General features: G+C 43.3%; 11 protein-coding genes, 2 tRNA genes, 3 rRNA genes and 1 pseudogene. 5 read left to right on the top strand and 12 right to left on the bottom strand.

Translation table 11 applies throughout. The annotated features are described in order from the left end of the window. The first annotated feature begins 58 nt into the window (after positions 1-58). The 4 genes from G0029_RS14830 (at position 59) to G0029_RS14845 (ending at position 4,129) form a co-directional block, all read left to right on the top strand. Positions 59-1,117 (top strand): MBL fold metallo-hydrolase, encoded by a 1,059-nt coding sequence (locus G0029_RS14830; RefSeq protein ID WP_180109862.1) that lies wholly within the window; start codon positions 59-61, stop codon positions 1,115-1,117. An 18-nt stretch (positions 1,118-1,135) separates the two neighbouring features. Then, on the top strand, positions 1,136-2,191 hold the full coding sequence (gene dinB, locus G0029_RS14835) for a DNA polymerase IV (protein WP_180106745.1): 1,056 nt from the start codon (positions 1,136-1,138) through the stop codon (positions 2,189-2,191). Positions 2,192-2,426: 235 nt separating this feature from the next. Beyond that, positions 2,427-3,743 carry a shikimate transporter gene (shiA, locus tag G0029_RS14840; protein WP_180024262.1) on the top strand — a complete coding sequence of 439 codons (1,317 nt, stop codon included), beginning with the start codon at positions 2,427-2,429 and terminating at the stop codon, positions 3,741-3,743. A gap of 29 nt (positions 3,744-3,772) precedes the next feature. Continuing rightward, positions 3,773-4,129 (top strand): RidA family protein, encoded by a 357-nt coding sequence (locus tag G0029_RS14845; protein ID WP_180106742.1) that lies wholly within the window; start codon positions 3,773-3,775, stop codon positions 4,127-4,129. A gap of 76 nt (positions 4,130-4,205) precedes the next feature. On the opposite strand, the gene G0029_RS14850 is transcribed toward G0029_RS14845, so the two are convergent. From G0029_RS14850 to G0029_RS14895, 11 genes are all read right to left on the bottom strand, one after another. Next, positions 4,206-4,748 carry a DUF2726 domain-containing protein gene (locus G0029_RS14850; RefSeq protein WP_078189487.1) on the bottom strand — a complete coding sequence of 181 codons (543 nt, stop codon included), beginning with the start codon at positions 4,746-4,748 and terminating at the stop codon, positions 4,206-4,208. Between the two features lie 434 nt (positions 4,749-5,182). Beyond that, positions 5,183-7,594, bottom strand: a complete 2,412-nt coding sequence (locus G0029_RS14855) for a YgiQ family radical SAM protein (RefSeq protein WP_078189552.1) — start codon at positions 7,592-7,594, stop codon at positions 5,183-5,185. 229 nt (positions 7,595-7,823) lie between these two features. After that, entirely contained in the window at positions 7,824-8,051 is a 228-nt protein-coding gene (locus tag G0029_RS18325) for a hypothetical protein (protein WP_227591834.1), read from the bottom strand. After that, positions 8,051-8,653, bottom strand: a complete 603-nt coding sequence (locus G0029_RS14860) for a M48 family metalloprotease (protein WP_227591835.1) — start codon at positions 8,651-8,653, stop codon at positions 8,051-8,053. The genes G0029_RS18325 and G0029_RS14860 overlap by 1 nt, the downstream gene beginning before the upstream one ends. Positions 8,654-8,969: 316 nt before the next feature. Beyond that, complete coding sequence (locus G0029_RS14865) at positions 8,970-10,169, bottom strand: MFS transporter (protein WP_180106740.1); 1,200 nt, start codon at positions 10,167-10,169, stop codon at positions 8,970-8,972. A gap of 156 nt (positions 10,170-10,325) precedes the next feature. Continuing rightward, positions 10,326-10,440: ribosomal RNA gene (rrf, locus tag G0029_RS14870) — 5S ribosomal RNA — on the bottom strand. A gap of 197 nt (positions 10,441-10,637) precedes the next feature. Then, positions 10,638-13,531: ribosomal RNA gene (locus tag G0029_RS14875) — 23S ribosomal RNA — on the bottom strand. A gap of 438 nt (positions 13,532-13,969) precedes the next feature. Then, positions 13,970-14,045, bottom strand: a tRNA-Ala gene (locus G0029_RS14880). 47 nt (positions 14,046-14,092) lie between these two features. After that, positions 14,093-14,169 (bottom strand) — tRNA-Ile (locus G0029_RS14885). 61 nt (positions 14,170-14,230) lie between these two features. Beyond that, a 16S ribosomal RNA gene (locus tag G0029_RS14890) occupies positions 14,231-15,769 on the bottom strand. The 16S, 23S and 5S rRNA genes sit together here with 2 tRNA genes alongside, the layout of an rRNA operon. A 552-nt stretch (positions 15,770-16,321) precedes the next feature. Continuing rightward, positions 16,322-16,906 carry a hypothetical protein gene (locus G0029_RS14895; protein ID WP_180107632.1) on the bottom strand — a complete coding sequence of 195 codons (585 nt, stop codon included), beginning with the start codon at positions 16,904-16,906 and terminating at the stop codon, positions 16,322-16,324. Positions 16,907-17,374: 468 nt separating this feature from the next. Between G0029_RS14895 and G0029_RS14900 the strand changes: the two are divergent. Next, a pseudogene (locus tag G0029_RS14900) lies at positions 17,375-18,187 on the top strand (oxygenase MpaB family protein); the annotation flags it as partial. A 47-nt stretch (positions 18,188-18,234) separates the two neighbouring features. Here G0029_RS14900 and G0029_RS14905 read toward each other — a convergent pair. Continuing rightward, entirely contained in the window at positions 18,235-20,301 is a 2,067-nt protein-coding gene (locus G0029_RS14905) for a TonB-dependent copper receptor (RefSeq protein ID WP_180107633.1), read from the bottom strand. Positions 20,302-20,347: the final 46 nt, after the last annotated feature.

Genomic DNA, 20,347 nt, shown 5'->3' on the forward strand with positions numbered 1-20,347 from the left:
TTATTCACCGACTCAGGACAACATCGAAGCAAATAATCCATGAAAACTGAGTCGCAGGATGCGTATTTTAAAAATTTTTCTTATTATATTTTCAGTCTTTATAATCCTCGCCATCGGGATATTGGCTTACTTTATCCAACCTTCAGGGACCTTGGCAGTGTTTAAAACGTGGCATTATCAACATCCCGCACAAAGCACTGCAGATACTCGCTCAGCGGCGCCGTATCACGTCAAATTCTTTGGTGTTTCGACTTTACTGTTTGACGATGGCCAAGAGCAAATCCTCATCGATGGCTTCTTTAGTCGGCCATCGCTTAGTCAGACCATATTCACTCAGATTCAAAGTGATCAGCCTTTATTACACAGCTATATCGACCAATACGACTTAAAACGCACACGTGCTATTTTCGTGACTCATTCACATTATGATCATGCGCTCGATATTCCAATGTTGGCCCACCAGCTCCCCAAGGCCATGATTATCGGCTCTAAAAGTACCTTAAATATCGCACGGGCGATGCCAATCGCTGAATCACAATTACACGAAGTTCAAGCTTGGCAGCCGATGCAAATCGGTAAATTCACCATTACTGCCATCCCCTCGCAACATACACCGCCAACGGCCGTGAATGATGATTTGGGAGAAGAAATTTCGCAGCCACTACAACTCCCTGCACATTTTAGTGCGTTTAAAGAAGGTGGATCATATGACTATCTCATCCAATATGGGCCGCATTACAGTTTAGTCAAAGCCAGTACTGGTGCTGTGCCCAAGCAATTGCAAAAACTAAAAGTCGATACCTTATTTCTAGGCATCGCCCAACTTTCCAAGCAAACGGCAGCGTTTCAACAGCAATATTTCAAAGAAACCTTAGCGACTCTTCAACCCAGCACCGTGATTCCAATTCATTGGGATAATTTTTTCAAACCACTGAATCCAGAGCTCGAATTTTTGCCTCGCTTTGCCGATGACACCCATCAAAGCCTAAATCTATTGATACAGTCAGCAGCAGCTCAAAACACCAAGGTGGTTTTACTCAGTCAACCTGTGTCGTTTGAGTTAAAAAATTCAGAAAAGTGCTGGATTGACTGTGCGATACTGAAATTCAATTTTTAGGCACTGATCTAACTAGGTATGAGGAAAATCATACATATCGACATGGATGCATTCTTTGCATCAGTAGAGCTGCGGGAACGTCCAGAACTCAAGCAGCTTCCTGTTGTTGTGTCTTCACATCACCCTCGTGCAGTCATCTGTGCCGCATCCTATCCTGCACGTGAGTTTGGTTTACGCTCAGCAATGTCGATGGCACAGGCCCGTAAACTCTGCCCACAGGTCGTGGTGATCGAACCTAATTTTGAAAAATATCGTGCTGTTTCGGCGCAAATTCATGCCATTTTTCAACGCTATACGTCTCTGATTGAGCCGCTATCTTTAGACGAAGCTTATTTGGACGTCACAGAAAATTTACAACACATTCCGAGCGCCACCGAAGTCGCTATGCGAATTCAGGCAGAGATTTTACAAAGCACTGGTTTAACTGCCTCCGCAGGTGTCGCGCCCAATAAATTTTTGGCTAAAGTCGCTTCTGATTGGAACAAACCCAATGGCATTTGTATTATCAAACCTTCACAAGTTCTGCATTTCATCCATGACTTGGCACTGAAAAAAATTCCTGGTGTGGGAAAAGTGACTCAAGAAAAATTAAAAGCCATGCAACTCAATACATTGGGTGATTTACAACAAATTGAAGAAGCCGTTCTGATTCATCATTTCGGTAAATATGGCCGACAACTCTATCTGTATGCACAAGGGATTGATGAACGACCGGTCCAATCTAGCCGCGAGCGTCAGCAGATTTCCAAAGAAACCACTTTTGATGATGATCTCACCCTGAACCAATGTCAGCCCTATTGGCCCAAACTGATTGACCAAGTTTGGTCTAGTTTAGAAAAAAAGCAGTTAAGCGCGCGCGGTGTATCGGCCAAATTAAAACTGAAGAATTTCCAAGTGCTACAGCACAGTAAGAGTTTTAAATCGTCACTGAATCATCGTGAAGACCTTGCGCAGGTGTTGCAGCAATTACTGCATGAAATGCATATTTCTGAGGACGATCAATTTCGTCTGATTGGCGTAGGTGTCTATCAATTAAGTGCGCAAAACCAAGAAGCACAACTTTCGCTGCTCTAAAAACTTCAAGAAGATCGTATTTGCTTAAGATTTAGGCAGAAGAACAAAATTAAAGCAATTTGCTATTCACAAAGCCTAAAATTAGAGTACTCTATCAGCGCACTACATTATCCGTGTATGCGCTGAGATGCTGAAAATCACCTTTACTTTCAGCATGCTGTCCTGTGATTGGCGTGACGATCAAATCCGAATATTACAGGGCAACTCTGTTGTCAATCATGGAATACCCCGCTGTATGCCTTCTGCAAAATCTGCTCTAAACCCTCAAAATATTTCACAAAATCAAGAACAACGCGCTCGTAAAGCCGCATTAAGTAGCTTCATTGGTGCCGTAGTCGATTGGTACGATTTTTTACTTTATGGCATTGTTGCCGCACTCATTTTCAAAGATCAGTTTTTCCCCAGTATTGGCAACAATATGGGCACACTTGCTGCTTTAGCGACCTTTGGCGTTGGCTTCTTGTTCCGCCCCTTAGGCGGCATTGTGTTTGGACATTTTGGTGACAAGCTGGGTCGTAAGAAAATGTTGGTGCTCACCGTCATCCTGATGGGGATTTCGACGGTCGGCATTGGTTTATTACCCAATTTTGCGGCCATCGGTTGGTGGGCCCCGATCCTGCTCGTGACACTTCGGGCAATACAGGGTTTTGCTGTCGGTGGTGAATGGGGCGGCGCTGCCCTGATGGCTGTAGAAAATGCCCCGAAAGGCAAAAAAGCCTTTTACAGTAGTGGTGTACAAATTGGCTATGGCGTCGGACTCGTTCTGGCAACAGGCGCTGTGTCTTTGATTATTGCTACTTTGGGTGAAGATGCTTTTGCCGATTGGGCGTGGCGAATTCCCTTTATTGCCAGTATTGTCTTGCTGGCTATCGCAATGTGGATCCGACGTGATCAAGACGAATCTCAAGAATTTGTCGACCATGTGGTCAAAGCTCAACAAACGCCACAAAAATTACCGATTCTGCAAGCGATTAGCCAACACCCCAAAGCCTTTTTCTACATTATTGCGCTGCGCTTGACCGAGTTACTCACCATGTATTTGGTGACGAACTTTGCACTGAATTATTCCACCGCTCAATTGGGCATGGACAAACAGTTCTTCCTCAATATCACCTTAATGGTTGGTGCCATTAGCTGCTTCAGCATTCCGCTCTTTGCGTGGCTAGCAGATCGATTTGATCATCGTAAAATGTGTGTTCTGGGTGGATTGATTGGTGCGCTTTCTGCCTTTCCCTTCTTCATGGCCCTTGATGCACAAAATACTTGGCTGATTATTGTCGGTGCAATTTTCCTTGCCAATATTGCCCATGATATGGTGGTGAGTGTACACCAACCGATTTTCACCTCACTGTTTGGTACCGCCTATCGCTACAGTGGCGCAGGTGTCGGCTATCAAGTGGCTAGCATTATCGGTGGTGGCTTTACCCCAATGATTGCAGCAGCTTTGGTGATTTGGGGTGATGGTTCATGGCATTATGTGGCAATCTACCTTGCTGTCGGCTGTTTATTGACGGCCTTAGTTGCAGCTACGATGCCTAAAACTCAAGATTAAGTGCTCTTTTTGCTTTCAGGATATTCCGCATGACCATCCAACGCCTGCATGTTTCAAAACGCTTTTCCGAAATCGCTATTTCTGGTCAATTGATCCATTTGGCAGGTCAATTGGCAACAGACCTTGATTTAGACATCAAAGGACAAACACAGCAAACATTTGAGATCATTGATCAATTTCTTGCAGATGCCGGTACAGATAAAAGCCACATTATGTCAGTGACCATTTATCTTAAAGATATTGAACAGGATTATGCCGCATTCAATGAGGTATGGGATACGTGGGTGTCAGACATTGAAGCATTACCCAGAACTTGTGTTGAAGCCAAATTATACGACCCGCGTGTACTGGTAGAATTAACCGTCGTAGCCATTAAGCCTGAATAACCATTAAGCCTGAATTACAAAAAAAGCATGTCTGAATACATGCTTTTTTTTGTAAAAGATTTTGCTCTTTGAATCCCTAAGATCCAATAATTTTGATCTTTTTACGTTCCAAATCTGAATATAAATGATATTTTTTCAGATCATTAACCGGCACAAATGGCGCTTGTACACGCTGCTCATTCAAGAAATCTTCGCGTAATTGAACGTACTCAGGCACATCATCATAACGAATGACCCGATAGCCTGCCAAAGCGAGCAAAGCATCTTGATATTGCGACTGCTGCATCCGTTTTAGCACCATTGGATCATCTAAAGCGACGATCGCCAAGATCTGATGCTGTTCATCTAGGACGACAAAGTCCGCCACCATATTTCGATACTTATTCCGCGTACGATAGTATTTCGTGGTCAACAGTGCATCAAAAGACACATGCGCAAGGATCGTATGCTTAGGCAAAATTTCTTTTAAACGCGTGTAGGTTAATTGCTCATTAATGTTGAAAATAGCACGTTGTTTCAATGCGCTATCTTGTTGCTTAGAATCACCTTCTAAACTTTTCCAAGCCATTATGAGCACACAGAAGAGTAAAATACTCCCTATTACTATGTATATAGTCATCTCATAATCCTTTATATTTCTTATATTTTTGGTTTTTGACATACTTCTTATGAAGACGAAGTATACAACCAGTATTATTTTTTTAATTTCCTATTAAAAAAAATAACTCTAACTTTCACACAATACGTATTTAAACTGACAAAAAGTTGCAAACTTAAAGCGTTAAACATCACATGCCACTTCGTTCAGAGTAATAGCATCCATTGCTATATACAAATACTTTAGATCATTCGCTAAAACGACAGCAAGTGCATTTCCTCTCACTGTCAGACAATTCCGATAAGCTGTCAAATTTTGCTCGTATTTCATTGAGATAACCGACACACATATGGCATTGAGCTTGTAACAGCATATAAAAATACAAACTGTCTTATGCTGCCGAGCATAACACCCATAAAAAAAGACACCGAAGTGTCTTTTTTTATTTAATCATTTTAAGCGCGTGATTTAGGCTTCGATTTTCCTTTGGGTTTCGGACCGCCAAAAGGTTTTTTCGCATCACCCGTTTCACGCGGCGGCAGACCAGTATGCTGCGTCAAGATTTGACCGCGCTCAGGACGCTTCTTGGTATTTGAAGGACGCGATTGAGCAGCCTTAGTCCGATTACCTTGTTCGCCTGTACGTTTTTGTGAATCACCCGCAATGCTTGAGTTCTTTTTACGTGCAGATTGGTATTGGCCCTCAGCACTACCCGCAGGCTGATACGTCGGAATCAAATGCTGTTTGGAGTTCCCGATCAGATCCTGACGCCCCATTTCTTTGAGCGCTTCACGTAGCAATGGCCAGTTGTTTGGATCATGATAACGCAAGAAGGCTTTATGCAAACGGCGGCGTTTTTCACCTTTCACGATATCGACATTTTCGGTATAACGCGCCACTTTAGCCAGCGGGTTTTTACCGGTGTAGTACATGGTTGTTGCGGTCGCCATTGGTGATGGATAGAAGGTTTGCACCTGATCGGCACGGAAACCATTCTTCTTCAGCCAAATCGCCAAGTTCATCATGTCATAGTCCGTCGTACCCGGATGCGCTGCAATAAAGTAAGGAATGAGATACTGCTCTTTCCCTGCTTCCTTACTGAAACGATCAAACATTTGTTTGAAACGGTCATAGGTCCCGATCCCCGGTTTCATCATCTTCGATAATGGACCTTTTTCGGTATGTTCAGGCGCAATCTTCAAGTAACCGCCGACGTGATGTGTCACCAATTCTTTGACATATTCTGGGTTTAATACCGCAAGGTCATAGCGTAAACCAGAACCGATCAGAATCTTTTTAATCCCCGGCAATGAACGCGCTTTACGGTATAACTGGGTTAAAGGCGCATGATCGGTATGTAAGTTTTGACATACACCCGGGAATACACACGACGGCTTACGGCAGTTCTTTTCAATCTCAGGATCTTTACATGCCAAACGGTACATATTGGCCGTTGGACCGCCTAAGTCAGAAATGATCCCAGTAAAACCCGGTGCGGTATCACGAATTTTTTCAACTTCACGCAAAATCGATTCTTCAGAACGGTTTTGGATGATACGCCCTTCATGCTCTGTAATTGAGCAGAAGGTACAGCCGCCAAAACAGCCGCGCATAATGTTCACAGAGAACTTAATCATGTCAAAGGCAGGAAAACGCGCTTCACCATACGCAGGATGTGGCAGACGTGCATACGGCAAGTCAAACACATAATCCATTTCTTCTGTAGTCAAGGGAATCGGCGGCGCATTCAGCCAAACATCACGTTCACCATGCTTTTGCACCATCGCGCGCGCATTGCCCGGATTGGTTTCCAAATGCAAAATACGGTTGGCATGTGCATACAGCACAGGATCATTCGCCACATCTTCATAGGCAGGCAAACGAATCACCGCCAATTCACGCGGCGGCAATTTATGCTTAATGGCTTTTGATGCAGGTTGCAGCTGCACGATTTGCGTGTCGGCGTCTAAATTATCGCCTTCACGAACAATCGGATTTGCTACCGCCTCTTTTTGGAAGCCCTGATATTGCGTAACGCTGTCTTTGCCTTTCTCGATTTCACAGCCTTCAAGGTCTTCAGTCATCACGTACGGGTTAATGATCGGATCGACACGGCCAATCGCATCGACATCATTTGATGCGATTTCAACAAACTTCGCTTTTGAAGCCCGGTTATTTTTATTCACAATAAATGCAGTACCGCGGACATCCGTAATCTCTTGGATTTTTTCACCGCGAGCCAAACGATGCATGATTTCCGTGATTGAACGTTCACCATTACCATACATCAATAGATCGGCTTTCGAGTCCATCAATACTGAACGGCGGACTTTGTCTGACCAATAATCATAATGTGCAATACGGCGCAGCGAGGCTTCAATACCGCCCAATAATACAGGCACATCTGGATAAGCTTCACGCACACGTTGGCAATATACCGTTGCTGCACGGTCTGGACGTTTATTCGGTTGATTATCCGGAGAATAGGCATCATCTGAACGGATTTTACGGTCAGCTGTATAACGGTTGATCATCGAATCCATGTTGCCGGCAGTCACGCCCCAAGCAATATTCGGTTTACCCAATACACGGAACGCTTCTACATTGGTCCAGTCTGGCTGAGCAATAATCCCGACACGGAAGCCTTGCGCTTCAAGGGTACGGCCGATAATGCCTGAGCAGAATGATGGATGATCGATATACGCATCGCCACAAACCAAAATAAAGTCGCAGCTGTCCCAACCGAGTTGATCCATTTCTTCGCGTGACATCGGCAAAAATGGCGCAGGGTCAAAACAAGACGCCCAATATTTGTCGTAATCAAACAACGCTTTTGGCGCAGTCTGCATAGTATAAGCAGTAGACATGGCTAGCAATTCTCGGCTGGCAGATGGAATGATCTGAAAAAAGATCAAAGAAGATGAAAGCCGATCATTTTACCATGAATTCCCTTCATCATGCTTGATTATAATTTATACAATGGCTAGAGACTCATTGAATTGTTTTATATAGACATCAGATTTAATAGTACTGTTGCATGACTATAAAACTAGATTTAAATACATCATTTGTAACTTTGCTTTAGTTTAAATCAATCTAGAATGTGCCATGAGTTATCGCATTTTTATTCAACATTACAGCCTGTGCCTGTTGAAATTTGATGTGCATTTCAGGTAAATATTTTTCACTATAAATCTTACGCTTATCTATACTGTCTTGAGTCATCAAAGGTTTTACATCAAGCATTTGACGGCGTGTCGTTTCCTGCTGATATTTTTGCCAAAAACTCAATGCTGCATTTGGGTCAAAGCCCGCTTTCGACATCAGATCAAGTGCAAGGACATCTGCTTCCAGTTCAAATTTTGAAACTTTAGGCAAAAAACAGCTTGCCCAGTCACACTACTGGCCGCAGTAACAAGCGCACCGATACCCGCAGTTGAAGAAATCATCGCCACCTGACTTGCAAACAGCAGGGAAATCTTCTCACGATGATGATCACGCAATGCATGTGCCATTTCATGCGCCATCACAAATGCCAATTCATCTTCATTCAGCTTTAAACTCCAATACAAACCCGTGTTAATGACAATTTTCCCACTTGGAAAACCATGTGCATTTAAATCTTTATTTAAATTCCCACTGACTTGCCAATCCCATTGACTCGAACCTTGACGGTAAAACTCCGCATTTTTTTTGAGTTTATTTAAAACCTGATCCAATTTCGGATCAATGATCAAAAGTTGTTTGTCTTTCGCTTGATGAATAAATTGTTGATACGATCTATCCGCCTGTTTAGTTAATAACTTTTGAGGAACGATAAAAAACTGTTTACGCTCTGCACCTGCTGTCCCTAAATTCGTGGTATTTGCATAAGCTGAGATTAAGATAAAAACCAAAGCCATCATTAAAATAGTTATATTTCTCATAATCACCTTCAGTTTAAAACCAATGATGATCTATATATAATTCCAACTAAAAATAAATGAAAAAAAATACGAAAAATACATATAAATGATAAATATCAAAAACTTGAAAATATATTATATTTTAAAAAATGATAACCAAAAATATTTTATTTATTATATTGTGATGTATTTCATTATTATGAGGCACCTTTTAAAAGAAATATTAGACCAAAGTTGTATAATCATAAAAATAGTAAATTCAGCCATTTTTATAGTGTTATTTATATTAAAAAATAGATGTAAAACGAATATTAAATAATAGCTTATTCACATATTTCTATTTTAATTTATTCAATTGTATTGCTAAAAATAAACCGATCATCAAAATAACAGCAATAAAACTCGTCAAACCCATCCAACCAGACATTTCCCAAACCAAACCACTACTACTACCCAAGATACTAGAACCTAAATAGTAGCAAAATAAATACAGCGATGAACCTACGGCACGGTACTGCAGGGATTGAACCGAAACCCAACTACTTGCAGTGGAATGCGCTGCAAAAAAAGCGAAAGTGAATACAATCAGCCCCAAAATGACTGACCAAAATGCCGGAATGAGTATAATCAACAGCCCCAACAACATCATGATCAGCATTGCAGGTAAAACTTTTTCACGCCCAAAGCGTTTCCCCCAACTTGCAGCCCGAGGTGAACTATATATTCCTGCCAAATAAGCTATGGAAATTAGCCCAATCCAAGTTTGAGAAAGTTGATAAGGTTCTTCTAATAGGTGGTAGCTCATATAATTAAATATAGAGACAAAACATCCCATGAGGATAAAACCTTGAAGGAATAAGATTCTAAGCTTAGGATCTACTAAATTTTTAACGAAAGATTCATAAAATCGGTTGAAACGAATGGGATAAGCTTGAAAATGTTGAGATGCCGGAAGTAATAAAAAGAACGCTGTTGCTATACATAGATTAATGATGCCGATAATCATCATGGCATTTTGCCAACTAATATAATCAATCAATACCCCAGCAATGAGACGCCCCCCCATTCCGCCAATTGCGGTCCCTGAAATATACAGGCCCATTGCAAAGCCTATATCTTTTTGCGCAATTTCCTCTCCAATATAAGTCATTGCAACAGCAGCAACACCGCTAACACTTAATCCGATCAGCACGCGATTCAGTAAAAATATTTCCCAAAGGGGAAATATAGAACTGATAATTGAAAGTGATGCTGCCAAAAATAAAGCGATGACCATCACAGGCTTACGACCGAATCGATCTGAAATCAAACCGGTGAAAAGTAGTCCTATTGCTAAAGCAATAGTAGAAAAAGATAAAGGGAAACTGCTATGTGTCGGACTGATATGAAAGAAATCCGCAAAAATGGGCATCATCGGTTGTACACAATACAACGATGAAAAAATTGCGAAGCCCGCTAAAAATAAAGAAAATAAAATGGCAAGAAATGGTCGTGTGCCGTATTCAATATAATGAGCGTTTGAAGCTAAATCAGACATGAGCTTTCCATCAATGACACGGATAGTATACGCCTTTCAGCCTTTAATTTAAAAATCACATAAAAATGAATGAAGAATTCTTTGTTTTCTTCGCCCCTTTTCTCCCCACATAAAAAAACACCCCCTGACTAGTGCAGGGGGTGTTTTCGAATAATGAGCTGGCGATGACTTACTCTCACATGGGTAACCCCACACTACCATCAGCGCTAAGAGGTTTCACTTCTGAGTTCGGGAAGGGATCAGGTGGTTCACTCTTGCTATTGTCGCCAGCACAACTGTTTATGGATACTCGCTTAGTCTAATCTCAGAGCAGTGCTCTTCGTGCTAAGTTTTCTACCAAATGAGTTATTAACAGAAGTACTTGAGTTAATTTAAGGTGTTCATTGTATCTAGCTTTTCAACTAAATCAAGTTTGATTGATTATATGTGAATCAATTGATGCTATATATACAACTGTTTGGGTGTTGTATAGTCAAGCCTCACGAGCAATTAGTATTGGTCAGCTTCATGCGTCACCGCACTTCCACATCCAACCTATCAACGTCGTAGTCTTCAACGGCTCTTTAGTGGACATAAAGTCCAAGGGAAATCTTATCTTGAGGTAGGCTTCCCGCTTAGATGCTTTCAGCGGTTATCCCTTCCGAACATAGCTACCCGGCGATGCGACTGGCGTCACAACCGGTACACCAGAGGTTCGTCCACTCTGGTCCTCTCGTACTAGGAGCAGATCCTCTCAAATTTCCAGCGCCCACGGTAGATAGGGACCGAACTGTCTCACGACGTTCTAAACCCAGCTCGCGTACCTCTTTAAATGGCGAACAGCCATACCCTTGGGACCTGCTTCAGCCCCAGGATGAGATGAGCCGACATCGAGGTGCCAAACACCGCCGTCGATATGAACTCTTGGGCGGTATCAGCCTGTTATCCCCAGAGTACCTTTTATCCGTTGAGCGATGGCCCTTCCATACAGAACCACCGGATCACTAAGACCTACTTTCGTACCTGCTCGACTTGTGGGTCTCGCAGTTAAGCGCGCTTTTGCCTTTATACTCTACGCGTGATTTCCGACCACGCTGAGCGCACCTTCGTACTCCTCCGTTACTCTTTAGGAGGAGACCGCCCCAGTCAAACTACCCACCAGACATGGTCCTCGTCCCGGATAACGGGACAGAGTTAGAACCTCAATATTACCAGGGTGGTATTTCAAGATTGGCTCCACCGAAACTAGCGTCTCGGTTTCAAAGCCTCCCACCTATCCTACACAAGTAAGATCAAAGTTCAATGTCAAGCTGCAGTAAAGGTTCACGGGGTCTTTCCGTCTAGCCGCGGGTACACCGCATCTTCACGGCGATTTCGATTTCACTGAGCCTCTGCTGGAGACAGCGCCCCCATCATTATGCCATTCGTGCAGGTCGGAACTTACCCGACAAGGAATTTCGCTACCTTAGGACCGTTATAGTTACGGCCGCCGTTTACTGGGGCTTCGATCAAGAGCTTCGCTTACGCTAACCCCATCAATTAACCTTCCAGCACCGGGCAGGCATCACACCCTATACGTCCACTTTCGTGTTTGCAGAGTGCTATGTTTTTAATAAACAGTTGCAGGGGCCTGGTTTCTGTGGCTGCTCTCAGCTCAGGAAGCAAGTTCCATCACCAAAAGCAGCGTACCTTCTCCCGAAGTTACGGTACCATTTTGCCTAGTTCCTTCAGCAGAGTTCTCTCAAGCGCTTTGGTCTACTCGACCTGACCACCTGTGTCGGTTTCGGGTACGATTCCAGTGTAACTGAAGCTTAGAGACTTTTCCTGGAAGTATGGTATCAGCCACTTCACTGTACAAGTACAGCTTGCTGTCAGATCTCAGCATAGAGTACCCCGGATTTGCCTAAGATACATGCCTACTTCCTTTCACCTGGACAACCAACGCCAGGCTGACTTAACCTTCTCCGTCCTCTCATCGCATTACACTGAAGTATTGGAATATTAACCAATTTCCCATCGACTACGCCTCTCGGCCTCGCCTTAGGGGTCGACTCACCCAGCCCCGATTAACGTTGGACTGGAACCCTTGGTCTTTCAGCGAACGGGTTTTTCACCCGTTTTGTCGTTACTCACGTCAGCATTCGCACTTCTGATACCTCCAGCAGACTTCTCAATCCACCTTCATCGGCTTACAGAACGCTCCCCTACCACTTACACTAATGTGTAAATCCGCAGCTTCGGCATATAGTTTTAGCCCCGTTACATCTTCCGCGCAGGCCGACTCGACTAGTGAGCTATTACGCTTTCTTTAAAGGGTGGCTGCTTCTAAGCCAACCTCCTAGCTGTCTATGCCTTCCCACATCGTTTCCCACTTAACTATAATTTTGGGGCCTTAGCTGGCGGTCTGGATTGTTTTCCTCTTGACTACGGACGTTAGCACCCGCAGTCTGTCTCCCGGATAGTACTCATTGGTATTCGGAGTTTGCATCGGTTTGGTAAGTCGGGATGACCCCCTAGCCGAAACAGTGCTCTACCCCCAATGGTATTCGTCCGAGGCGCTACCTAAATAGCTTTCGGGGAGAACCAGCTATCACCGAGTTTGATTAGCCTTTCACCCCTATCCACAAGTCATCCCCTGGCTTTTCAACGACAGTGGGTTCGGTCCTCCAGTTAGTGTTACCCAACCTTCAACCTGCTCATGGATAGATCACCCGGTTTCGGGTCTACACCCAGCAACTAAACGCCCTATTAAGACTCGATTTCTCTACGGCTCCCCTAATCGGTTAACCTTGCTACTGAATGTAAGTCGCTGACCCATTATACAAAAGGTACGCAGTCACCAAACAAGTTGGCTCCCACTGCTTGTATGCATGCGGTTTCAGGATCTATTTCACTCCCCTCACAGGGGTTCTTTTCGCCTTTCCCTCACGGTACTGGTTCACTATCGGTCAGTCAGGAGTATTTAGCCTTGGAGGATGGTCCCCCCATATTCAGACAAGGTTTCACGTGCCTCGCCCTACTCGACATCATTATCTAAGCCCTTTCGTGTACAGGACTATCACCTACTATGGTCGCACTTCCCAGAGCGTTCCACTAAAGCTTAGATAACTTAATGGGCTTTTCCCCGTTCGCTCGCCGCTACTGAGGGAATCTCAATTGATTTCTTTTCCTAAGGGTACTGAGATGTTTCACTTCCCCTCGTTCGCCTCATAAACCTATGTATTCAGTTTATGATACCCGCCTTATAGCGGGTGGGTTTCCCCATTCAGAAATCTCCGGATCACAGGATATTTGCCGCCTCCCCGGAGCTTATCGCAGGCTATTACGTCTTTCATCGCCTCTGACTGCCAAGGCATCCACCACATGCACTTAATTACTTGACTATACAACCCCAAACAGTCGTTACACCTACAAGTCAGTGTAGCAACAAGATCCACCAGTAAACTGGCTTCTCTCACAGTTCGTTGTTCCGTGCACTTAAGCACTGTACAGCTTCAATTAGATTCATATACCAAAACGCTTGATTCAGTTAATTTCGCTAGTAACTCATTTCATTCAACTTTCACAATTGCTTGTTAGGTTAAATCAAACGAGTATGAACAAATTATTTCAACTCAAATATATTCTGTTAATGATTTTTTCCAGCCTTCGTCAGGTCAGGAAACTGTGATAAATCACAGAGCTTAATAACAATGGAGCGAATCATACGCCACTTTGTTGCTAAGCTCTATAACCTAAACACTTGATCGCTTAAGGACTAAGCTAACAATCGTTTGATTGTTTATTTTAGCTTCGTTCTTTATACATTCCGAAGGAATGTATGGTGGAGACTAGGAGAGTCGAACTCCTGACCTCCTGCGTGCAAAGCAGGCGCTCTACCAACTAAGCTAAGTCCCCAGCTTATCAATAAGTCAATGTTCTGATTTTCCGTACTTTGTCAGTAGTGGTGGGTCTGACAAGACTTGAACTTGTGACCCCACGCTTATCAAGCGTGTGCTCTAACCAACTGAGCTACAGACCCTCAGATACATCGTCATGAAGAACAACTTGTTGTGGATTCTTACCAATCGTCAATCTTTCGTTAAGGAGGTGATCCAGCCGCAGGTTCCCCTACGGCTACCTTGTTACGACTTCACCCCAGTCATCGGCCACACCGTGGTAAGCGTCCTCCTTACGGTTAGACTACCTACTTCTGGTGCAACAAACTCCCATGGTGTGACGGGCGGTGTGTACAAGGCCCGGGAACGTATTCACCGCGGCATTCTGATCCGCGATTACTAGCGATTCCGACTTCATGGAGTCGAGTTGCAGACTCCAATCCGGACTACGATCGGCTTTTTGAGATTAGCATCTCCTCGCGGAGTAGCAACCCTTTGTACCGACCATTGTAGCACGTGTGTAGCCCTGGTCGTAAGGGCCATGATGACTTGACGTCGTCCCCGCCTTCCTCCAGTTTGTCACTGGCAGTATCCTTAAAGTTCCCGGCTTAACCCGATGGCAAATAAGGAAAAGGGTTGCGCTCGTTGCGGGACTTAACCCAACATCTCACGACACGAGCTGACGACAGCCATGCAGCACCTGTATGTAAGTTCCCGAAGGCACCAATCCATCTCTGGAAAGTTCTTACTATGTCAAGACCAGGTAAGGTTCTTCGCGTTGCATCGAATTAAACCACATGCTCCACCGCTTGTGCGGGCCCCCGTCAATTCATTTGAGTTTTAGTCTTGCGACCGTACTCCCCAGGCGGTCTACTTATCGCGTTAGCTGCGCCACTAAAGCCTCAAAGGCCCCAACGGCTAGTAGACATCGTTTACGGCATGGACTACCAGGGTATCTAATCCTGTTTGCTCCCCATGCTTTCGTGCCTCAGCGTCAGTATTAGGCCAGATGGCTGCCTTCGCCATCGGTATTCCTCCAGATCTCTACGCATTTCACCGCTACACCTGGAATTCTACCATCCTCTCCCATACTCTAGCTTCCCAGTATCGAATGCAATTCCCAAGTTAAGCTCGGGGATTTCACATCCGACTTAAAAAGCCGCCTACGCACGCTTTACGCCCAGTAAATCCGATTAACGCTCGCACCCTCTGTATTACCGCGGCTGCTGGCACAGAGTTAGCCGGTGCTTATTCTGCGAGTAACGTCCACTATCTCTAGGTATTAACCAAAGTAGCCTCCTCCTCGCTTAAAGTGCTTTACAACCAAAAGGCCTTCTTCACACACGCGGCATGGCTGGATCAGGGTTCCCCCCATTGTCCAATATTCCCCACTGCTGCCTCCCGTAGGAGTCTGGGCCGTGTCTCAGTCCCAGTGTGGCGGATCATCCTCTCAGACCCGCTACAGATCGTCGCCTTGGTAGGCCTTTACCCCACCAACTAGCTAATCCGACTTAGGCTCATCTATTAGCGCAAGGTCCGAAGATCCCCTGCTTTCTCCCGTAGGACGTATGCGGTATTAGCATCCCTTTCGAAATGTTGTCCCCCACTAATAGGCAGATTCCTAAGCATTACTCACCCGTCCGCCGCTAGAAATCGGTAGCAAGCTACCTATTCCCGCTCGACTTGCATGTGTTAAGCCTGCCGCCAGCGTTCAATCTGAGCCATGATCAAACTCTTCAGTTTAAAATCAATAGTACATATAGTGTACCAATCTTGGCTCATCAATTACTGACAAAAATTTGCTCAAATAAACTTCGAGTAATTTCTACCATTAATCAATGAAAATAATTTCGATCAATCAATCAGTAAAAATCCACACAAGTTGTTCTTCATAATCTCTTAATGATCTTCTTGTTGGTTCGTCACCATCAAGCTAGGTCGGCTATATTACTCTTTATTTCTAAAGAGTCAACTAGTAATTCAAATTATTTTTAAACTTAAAAAACAAAACCCAACTTAATCAATTCAACCAAGTCATTGTTTTATCAGAAGTTTTAATCTTCATCACCGCCGATGGATGTGCATTCTACAGCATTTCTGATCCAACGCAACACCCTTTTCCATTTATTTTTAATTTTTCATTACGTTTGTTTATTTATTCTACTAAATCAGCGTTTTTTACTTAAAAAAGTGTTTTTAGCGTACAGAAAGCATGCAATATGCCAGAGGCACCCATAAGATAAACATTAAAACTGGCATAACACCGTGCACTTCTTCAGGTTTTCTATACAACTACTAAATAAATGGAATGGCGATACCAAATAATGTCGCCATCAATAGCACATCAACGAATCCACCTTTCAGTAGTAGCCAGACCAAAACTGGCACACTCATCAACAAGCCAATTATCAATAAAACACAGTATTCGTATTTCCTGAGCTGCCAAAGTGTGAACCCTTGAATGACCCAGAATTGTTCTGCACATTCAAAATTTGATTTTAAGTCCATTTTTATCACGCCTAGATTGAATAAACTCAGTGCAATATAGATGGCACACATCAATTGGAATAATTGTGAAGCAGTGAAATCAAGGCTCATGATGTTCCAAGTGTTCACCTGTGTGGCGAACCAATACAAAATCACGACCGCTGTAACCGAAATACCGATACTGACAATACGGTGGGTTAGAAATCTTTTATGAAATGCCTGACGAATAATGAGTTTATTTTGATTGAGCCAGAGTGGGCTATATTTCTGTATCAGAAATACGCTAGGTATTTGCAGCTTAATTGGTTTTGATTTCCTACCGAGCAGCCAAAATTTTATTGCTGTTATACAGATGAAAGTAGATAACAACACCGCAACGAGTTGAGCGTCCAATATCGCTAGACTCAAAATGGGCAAATATGTCAAAAGACAGACTAAAACCCAATATTGATTCTGTTGTAAAAACAGCATTTGTATAATTAATAAATTAAAGATCCAAAGTAGCATCAATACACTGATGCCAAGGGAAGCCAAGAGTTCATACTCAACCCAAACATATAGAAGCGCTAAAACAAATGGCAGTATCAGCAAAAAGCTTAAACTGCCTAAAAATTTGATTTCCACTGCAAAGCGACTTTTGAGTGTGATGGGCAATAGCGCTAGATAGTGATACCCTTCTCCACCGCTCAAAGCTTTACGCTGTATCGCACACCAAAATACATTTAAGGCAAGAAAGCCAGTCCAAAGAAACAAATTCGTGATTAATGATTTGCAATAAACCAAATCAATAATGGGCTGCACTAAAGATAAGAGCAGTCCGAATAGCATTGGTCCGTGAATTAATGTGATTAAAATAAGTAAATGATGGTGGGTTATCTCTTCCCCGGTTTCAATCAACCGCTCATGCTGACGGGTGCTTTAAATAAACAAGCCGGTACACGTCTGGCTGAAACCACCAAATGGTGGGTAGATATCACTGAAGAACGCGGACTCGAACGTTTGCATGCGGGATTTACATCGACGATTTATGTGCGTTTTATTCATGCTTTGGTACGGCATCAACTCCAAAAAGGTAAAGACTGGGATTTTGCAACGTGGGGGGTGCCGATCAATCAATTTGACTTAGCGATGACCAATCTTGCCTTTAGCAGTGTGGTACTTTTGGGCATTCGCGCTTTAGGGATTTTCCCATCAAAACAAGAAACTGAAAGCTTTTTGCATTTTTGGCGCTATGTCGGCTGGTTGATGGGTATTGATGAAAAATGGTTAATTGAAAAAGAATCTGACGGTTGGAAACTGCTGTATTGGATGCAATTTGTATGCCCCCAATCTGATGCAAGCAGTATGGCTCTCGGCGCCACTCTCTCTAAAGAACCTTTTGAAAGACAATACAAATACCTCCGACCATTTCAGCAAAAACTAGCTTATCGACAACATCTGGAGCTGACACAATTTTTTATTTGCAAAAAACGCATGCATAAATTAGGGCTCAAACCCCAATCCGCCGCATGGTTTGCCTATTATTTATTGGCTAGAAATCTCGTCCTATATTCAGGTGCTAAGCATGTTCCGAGTTTAAATCAAAAGTTACAGCAAAAAGGCCGTGCAATTCAAAAACTCGGTTTAGCACTGTATCAAAGTAAAGCCAAACAACTGGCGAGTATGCACCAATAAAAAAAGCAGAGCGATGGCTCTGCTTTTTGGATGACAAATATCAAGATTTAGAATTTCATCGAAATACGTGCCCAATAATTGCGGCCGATATTATTAAACTGTTGATCGGTCGCTAAACCTGTCCCTGCATCACCCAGTTTATTCAGATGTTCGGTATAGGTTTTATTCAAGAGATTATCCACACCGATAGATACATCTACACCCTCATTAATATGATAAGTACCATTTAAAGACAGTGTGCCAAAACCTGTACTTTCTTTCAGGTCATAACCCACGATATTGCCTTGGTACGCACTGATACGATTTTGACCATCAACAACACGCCATAACGCACCCAAAGTATAATTATCCTGAATGTAACGTAAATTTACCCGAGCTTCTAAAGGTGAGATTTGTGGTAATGGCGTATTATCCGTGGTGTTTTCCCCCCACGCATACATTGCGCTGACATCTGCTTGGATCGCATCTGTAAATTGATAGCCAATCCCAGCTTCTGCACCTGCAATGGTTGCATCGATATTTCGACTATGCGCTTCCATACCTCCCATCATTCCTGTTCCAGGCTTATAACTCGTTAAAATATAATCATTCACCAAACCAGCATAAGCCGACACCCAAGAATTCAAAGCACCATGTTGATGTTGATAGCCCATATCTAACTGAAGCGTTTTTTCCGTATCAATATGATTGAATGTATTGATATCACCATTTCCTGATTTTGGGCTAAATAATTCCCAATAATCTGGCATACGTTCTACATAGCCTAAACCAATATAGGTTTTACCATCATCATGTTCAGGATGTGTATTTTCAAAACGGATAAAGCCACTTGTTAAGGTTTTATCCAATTTACGGTTATAACCTTGATCAATTGAATCTTGTCGTTCATCTTTCACATCGACTTGATCAAACCGAACACCTGAAACCAAACTGTTTTGATCATCAAAATGATAGGTTAATTCACCAAAACCACCATAAGACTGATATTTCATGTCTGTCATACGTAGCTGGTCTTGATAAACAATATGATTTTTTGAATCTGTTTTACGAATACTATGTTGGTTATTTTGGCTGTCGATACCCGTAATAAATTGAAGACTATCCCATTCATGGGTTACGGCCATACGAGCGTTTAATGTTTTACGAGCAACATTAGTCGCCATTTTCATCATTGGTTCAGGACGTAAACTATAGTTATCCATGACATGATCATTAAAGCTATAGTTCACTTGTGCTTCAATTTTCTTAATCACCTCAGTGACATTCTTTTTCTCGACTCGAAGCCCCAAGCTTTCGCGGGCAAATTGTGAACCATCCATCATTCGGCCCGCGTACACCGCCTCACCATCGGCTTTACCTCCAGTAAGTTCTACCCATGTATCTTCGTTTGGCGTCCAACCGAGTGCCAAATCTGTATTCCAACGCTCCCAGTCTGACGGCACAGTATTACCATCTCCATCTTGGTAGCTGTCTGCAACAGAACGGCTAGCATTTAAACGGACATATTTATGCTCATCCCCCACGGCCGCTTCGACATTATGATCTAAACGACCATAAGAGCCGATCATCACACTGACTTGACCACGGTAATTTTTATCAGCATCCAACTGTTCCGGTTTGCGTTCAAACAAGACTGTTGCAGCAGAACCTGTATTGGCATATTGAACCGTTTGAGGTCCTTTAATCACTGAAATACGATCATAGCTTTCAGGTGAAATATAAGACGTCGGCGAATCCATACGACTTGGACACGCCCCTAGATTTTCTGTGCCATCGGTTAAAATTTTAATGCGTGAACCAAACATGCCACGGAAGGTGACATCGCCATTGGTTCCTGCGCCACTTTTCACTGCACTAAAACCCACAATGCTTTTTAAATAATCGGCCCCATCACTGGCAGGTATCGGTTGAATCGGCTGTTTTGGATTGGCACGGACAATTAAACCATTGGCATCATTCCCTTGATGTGATGTCACCACAATCGGTGCCAAAGTCTGTACTGCATTGGTTTCCGTCATCTCTACGGGCATCTCGTCAGCCATCACAGAAGTTGAATAGCAGGCAATACAAATTGCAGCCGCAAGAGGCTGTTGAAAAAATTTAGGCTGAGCCATGTTTATCTCACAAAATACATAAATAAAGGCGTACCTGAGTCCTCAA

The sequence above is a fragment of the Acinetobacter sp. YH12138 genome, assembly GCF_015218525.1.
Classification (GTDB): Bacteria; Pseudomonadota; Gammaproteobacteria; order Pseudomonadales; family Moraxellaceae; genus Acinetobacter; species Acinetobacter amyesii.

Excerpts from the sequence above, each read along its gene's own strand:
- G0029_RS14865 (WP_180106740.1), bottom strand. The coding sequence starts at position 10,169 with ATGTCTGATTTAGCTTCAAACGCTCATTATATTGAATACGGCACACGA.
- G0029_RS14905 (WP_180107633.1), bottom strand. The coding sequence starts at position 20,301 with ATGGCTCAGCCTAAATTTTTTCAACAGCCTCTTGCGGCTGCAATTTGT.
- dinB (WP_180106745.1), top strand. The coding sequence starts at position 1,136 with ATGAGGAAAATCATACATATCGACATGGATGCATTCTTTGCATCAGTA.
- G0029_RS18325 (WP_227591834.1), bottom strand. The coding sequence starts at position 8,051 with ATGTCGAAAGCGGGCTTTGACCCAAATGCAGCATTGAGTTTTTGGCAA.
- G0029_RS14830 (WP_180109862.1), top strand. The coding sequence starts at position 59 with ATGCGTATTTTAAAAATTTTTCTTATTATATTTTCAGTCTTTATAATC.
- shiA (WP_180024262.1), top strand. The coding sequence starts at position 2,427 with ATGCCTTCTGCAAAATCTGCTCTAAACCCTCAAAATATTTCACAAAAT.
- G0029_RS14850 (WP_078189487.1), bottom strand. The coding sequence starts at position 4,748 with ATGACTATATACATAGTAATAGGGAGTATTTTACTCTTCTGTGTGCTC.
- G0029_RS14855 (WP_078189552.1), bottom strand. The coding sequence starts at position 7,594 with ATGTCTACTGCTTATACTATGCAGACTGCGCCAAAAGCGTTGTTTGAT.
- G0029_RS14845 (WP_180106742.1), top strand. The coding sequence starts at position 3,773 with ATGACCATCCAACGCCTGCATGTTTCAAAACGCTTTTCCGAAATCGCT.
- G0029_RS14860 (WP_227591835.1), bottom strand. The coding sequence starts at position 8,653 with ATGAGAAATATAACTATTTTAATGATGGCTTTGGTTTTTATCTTAATC.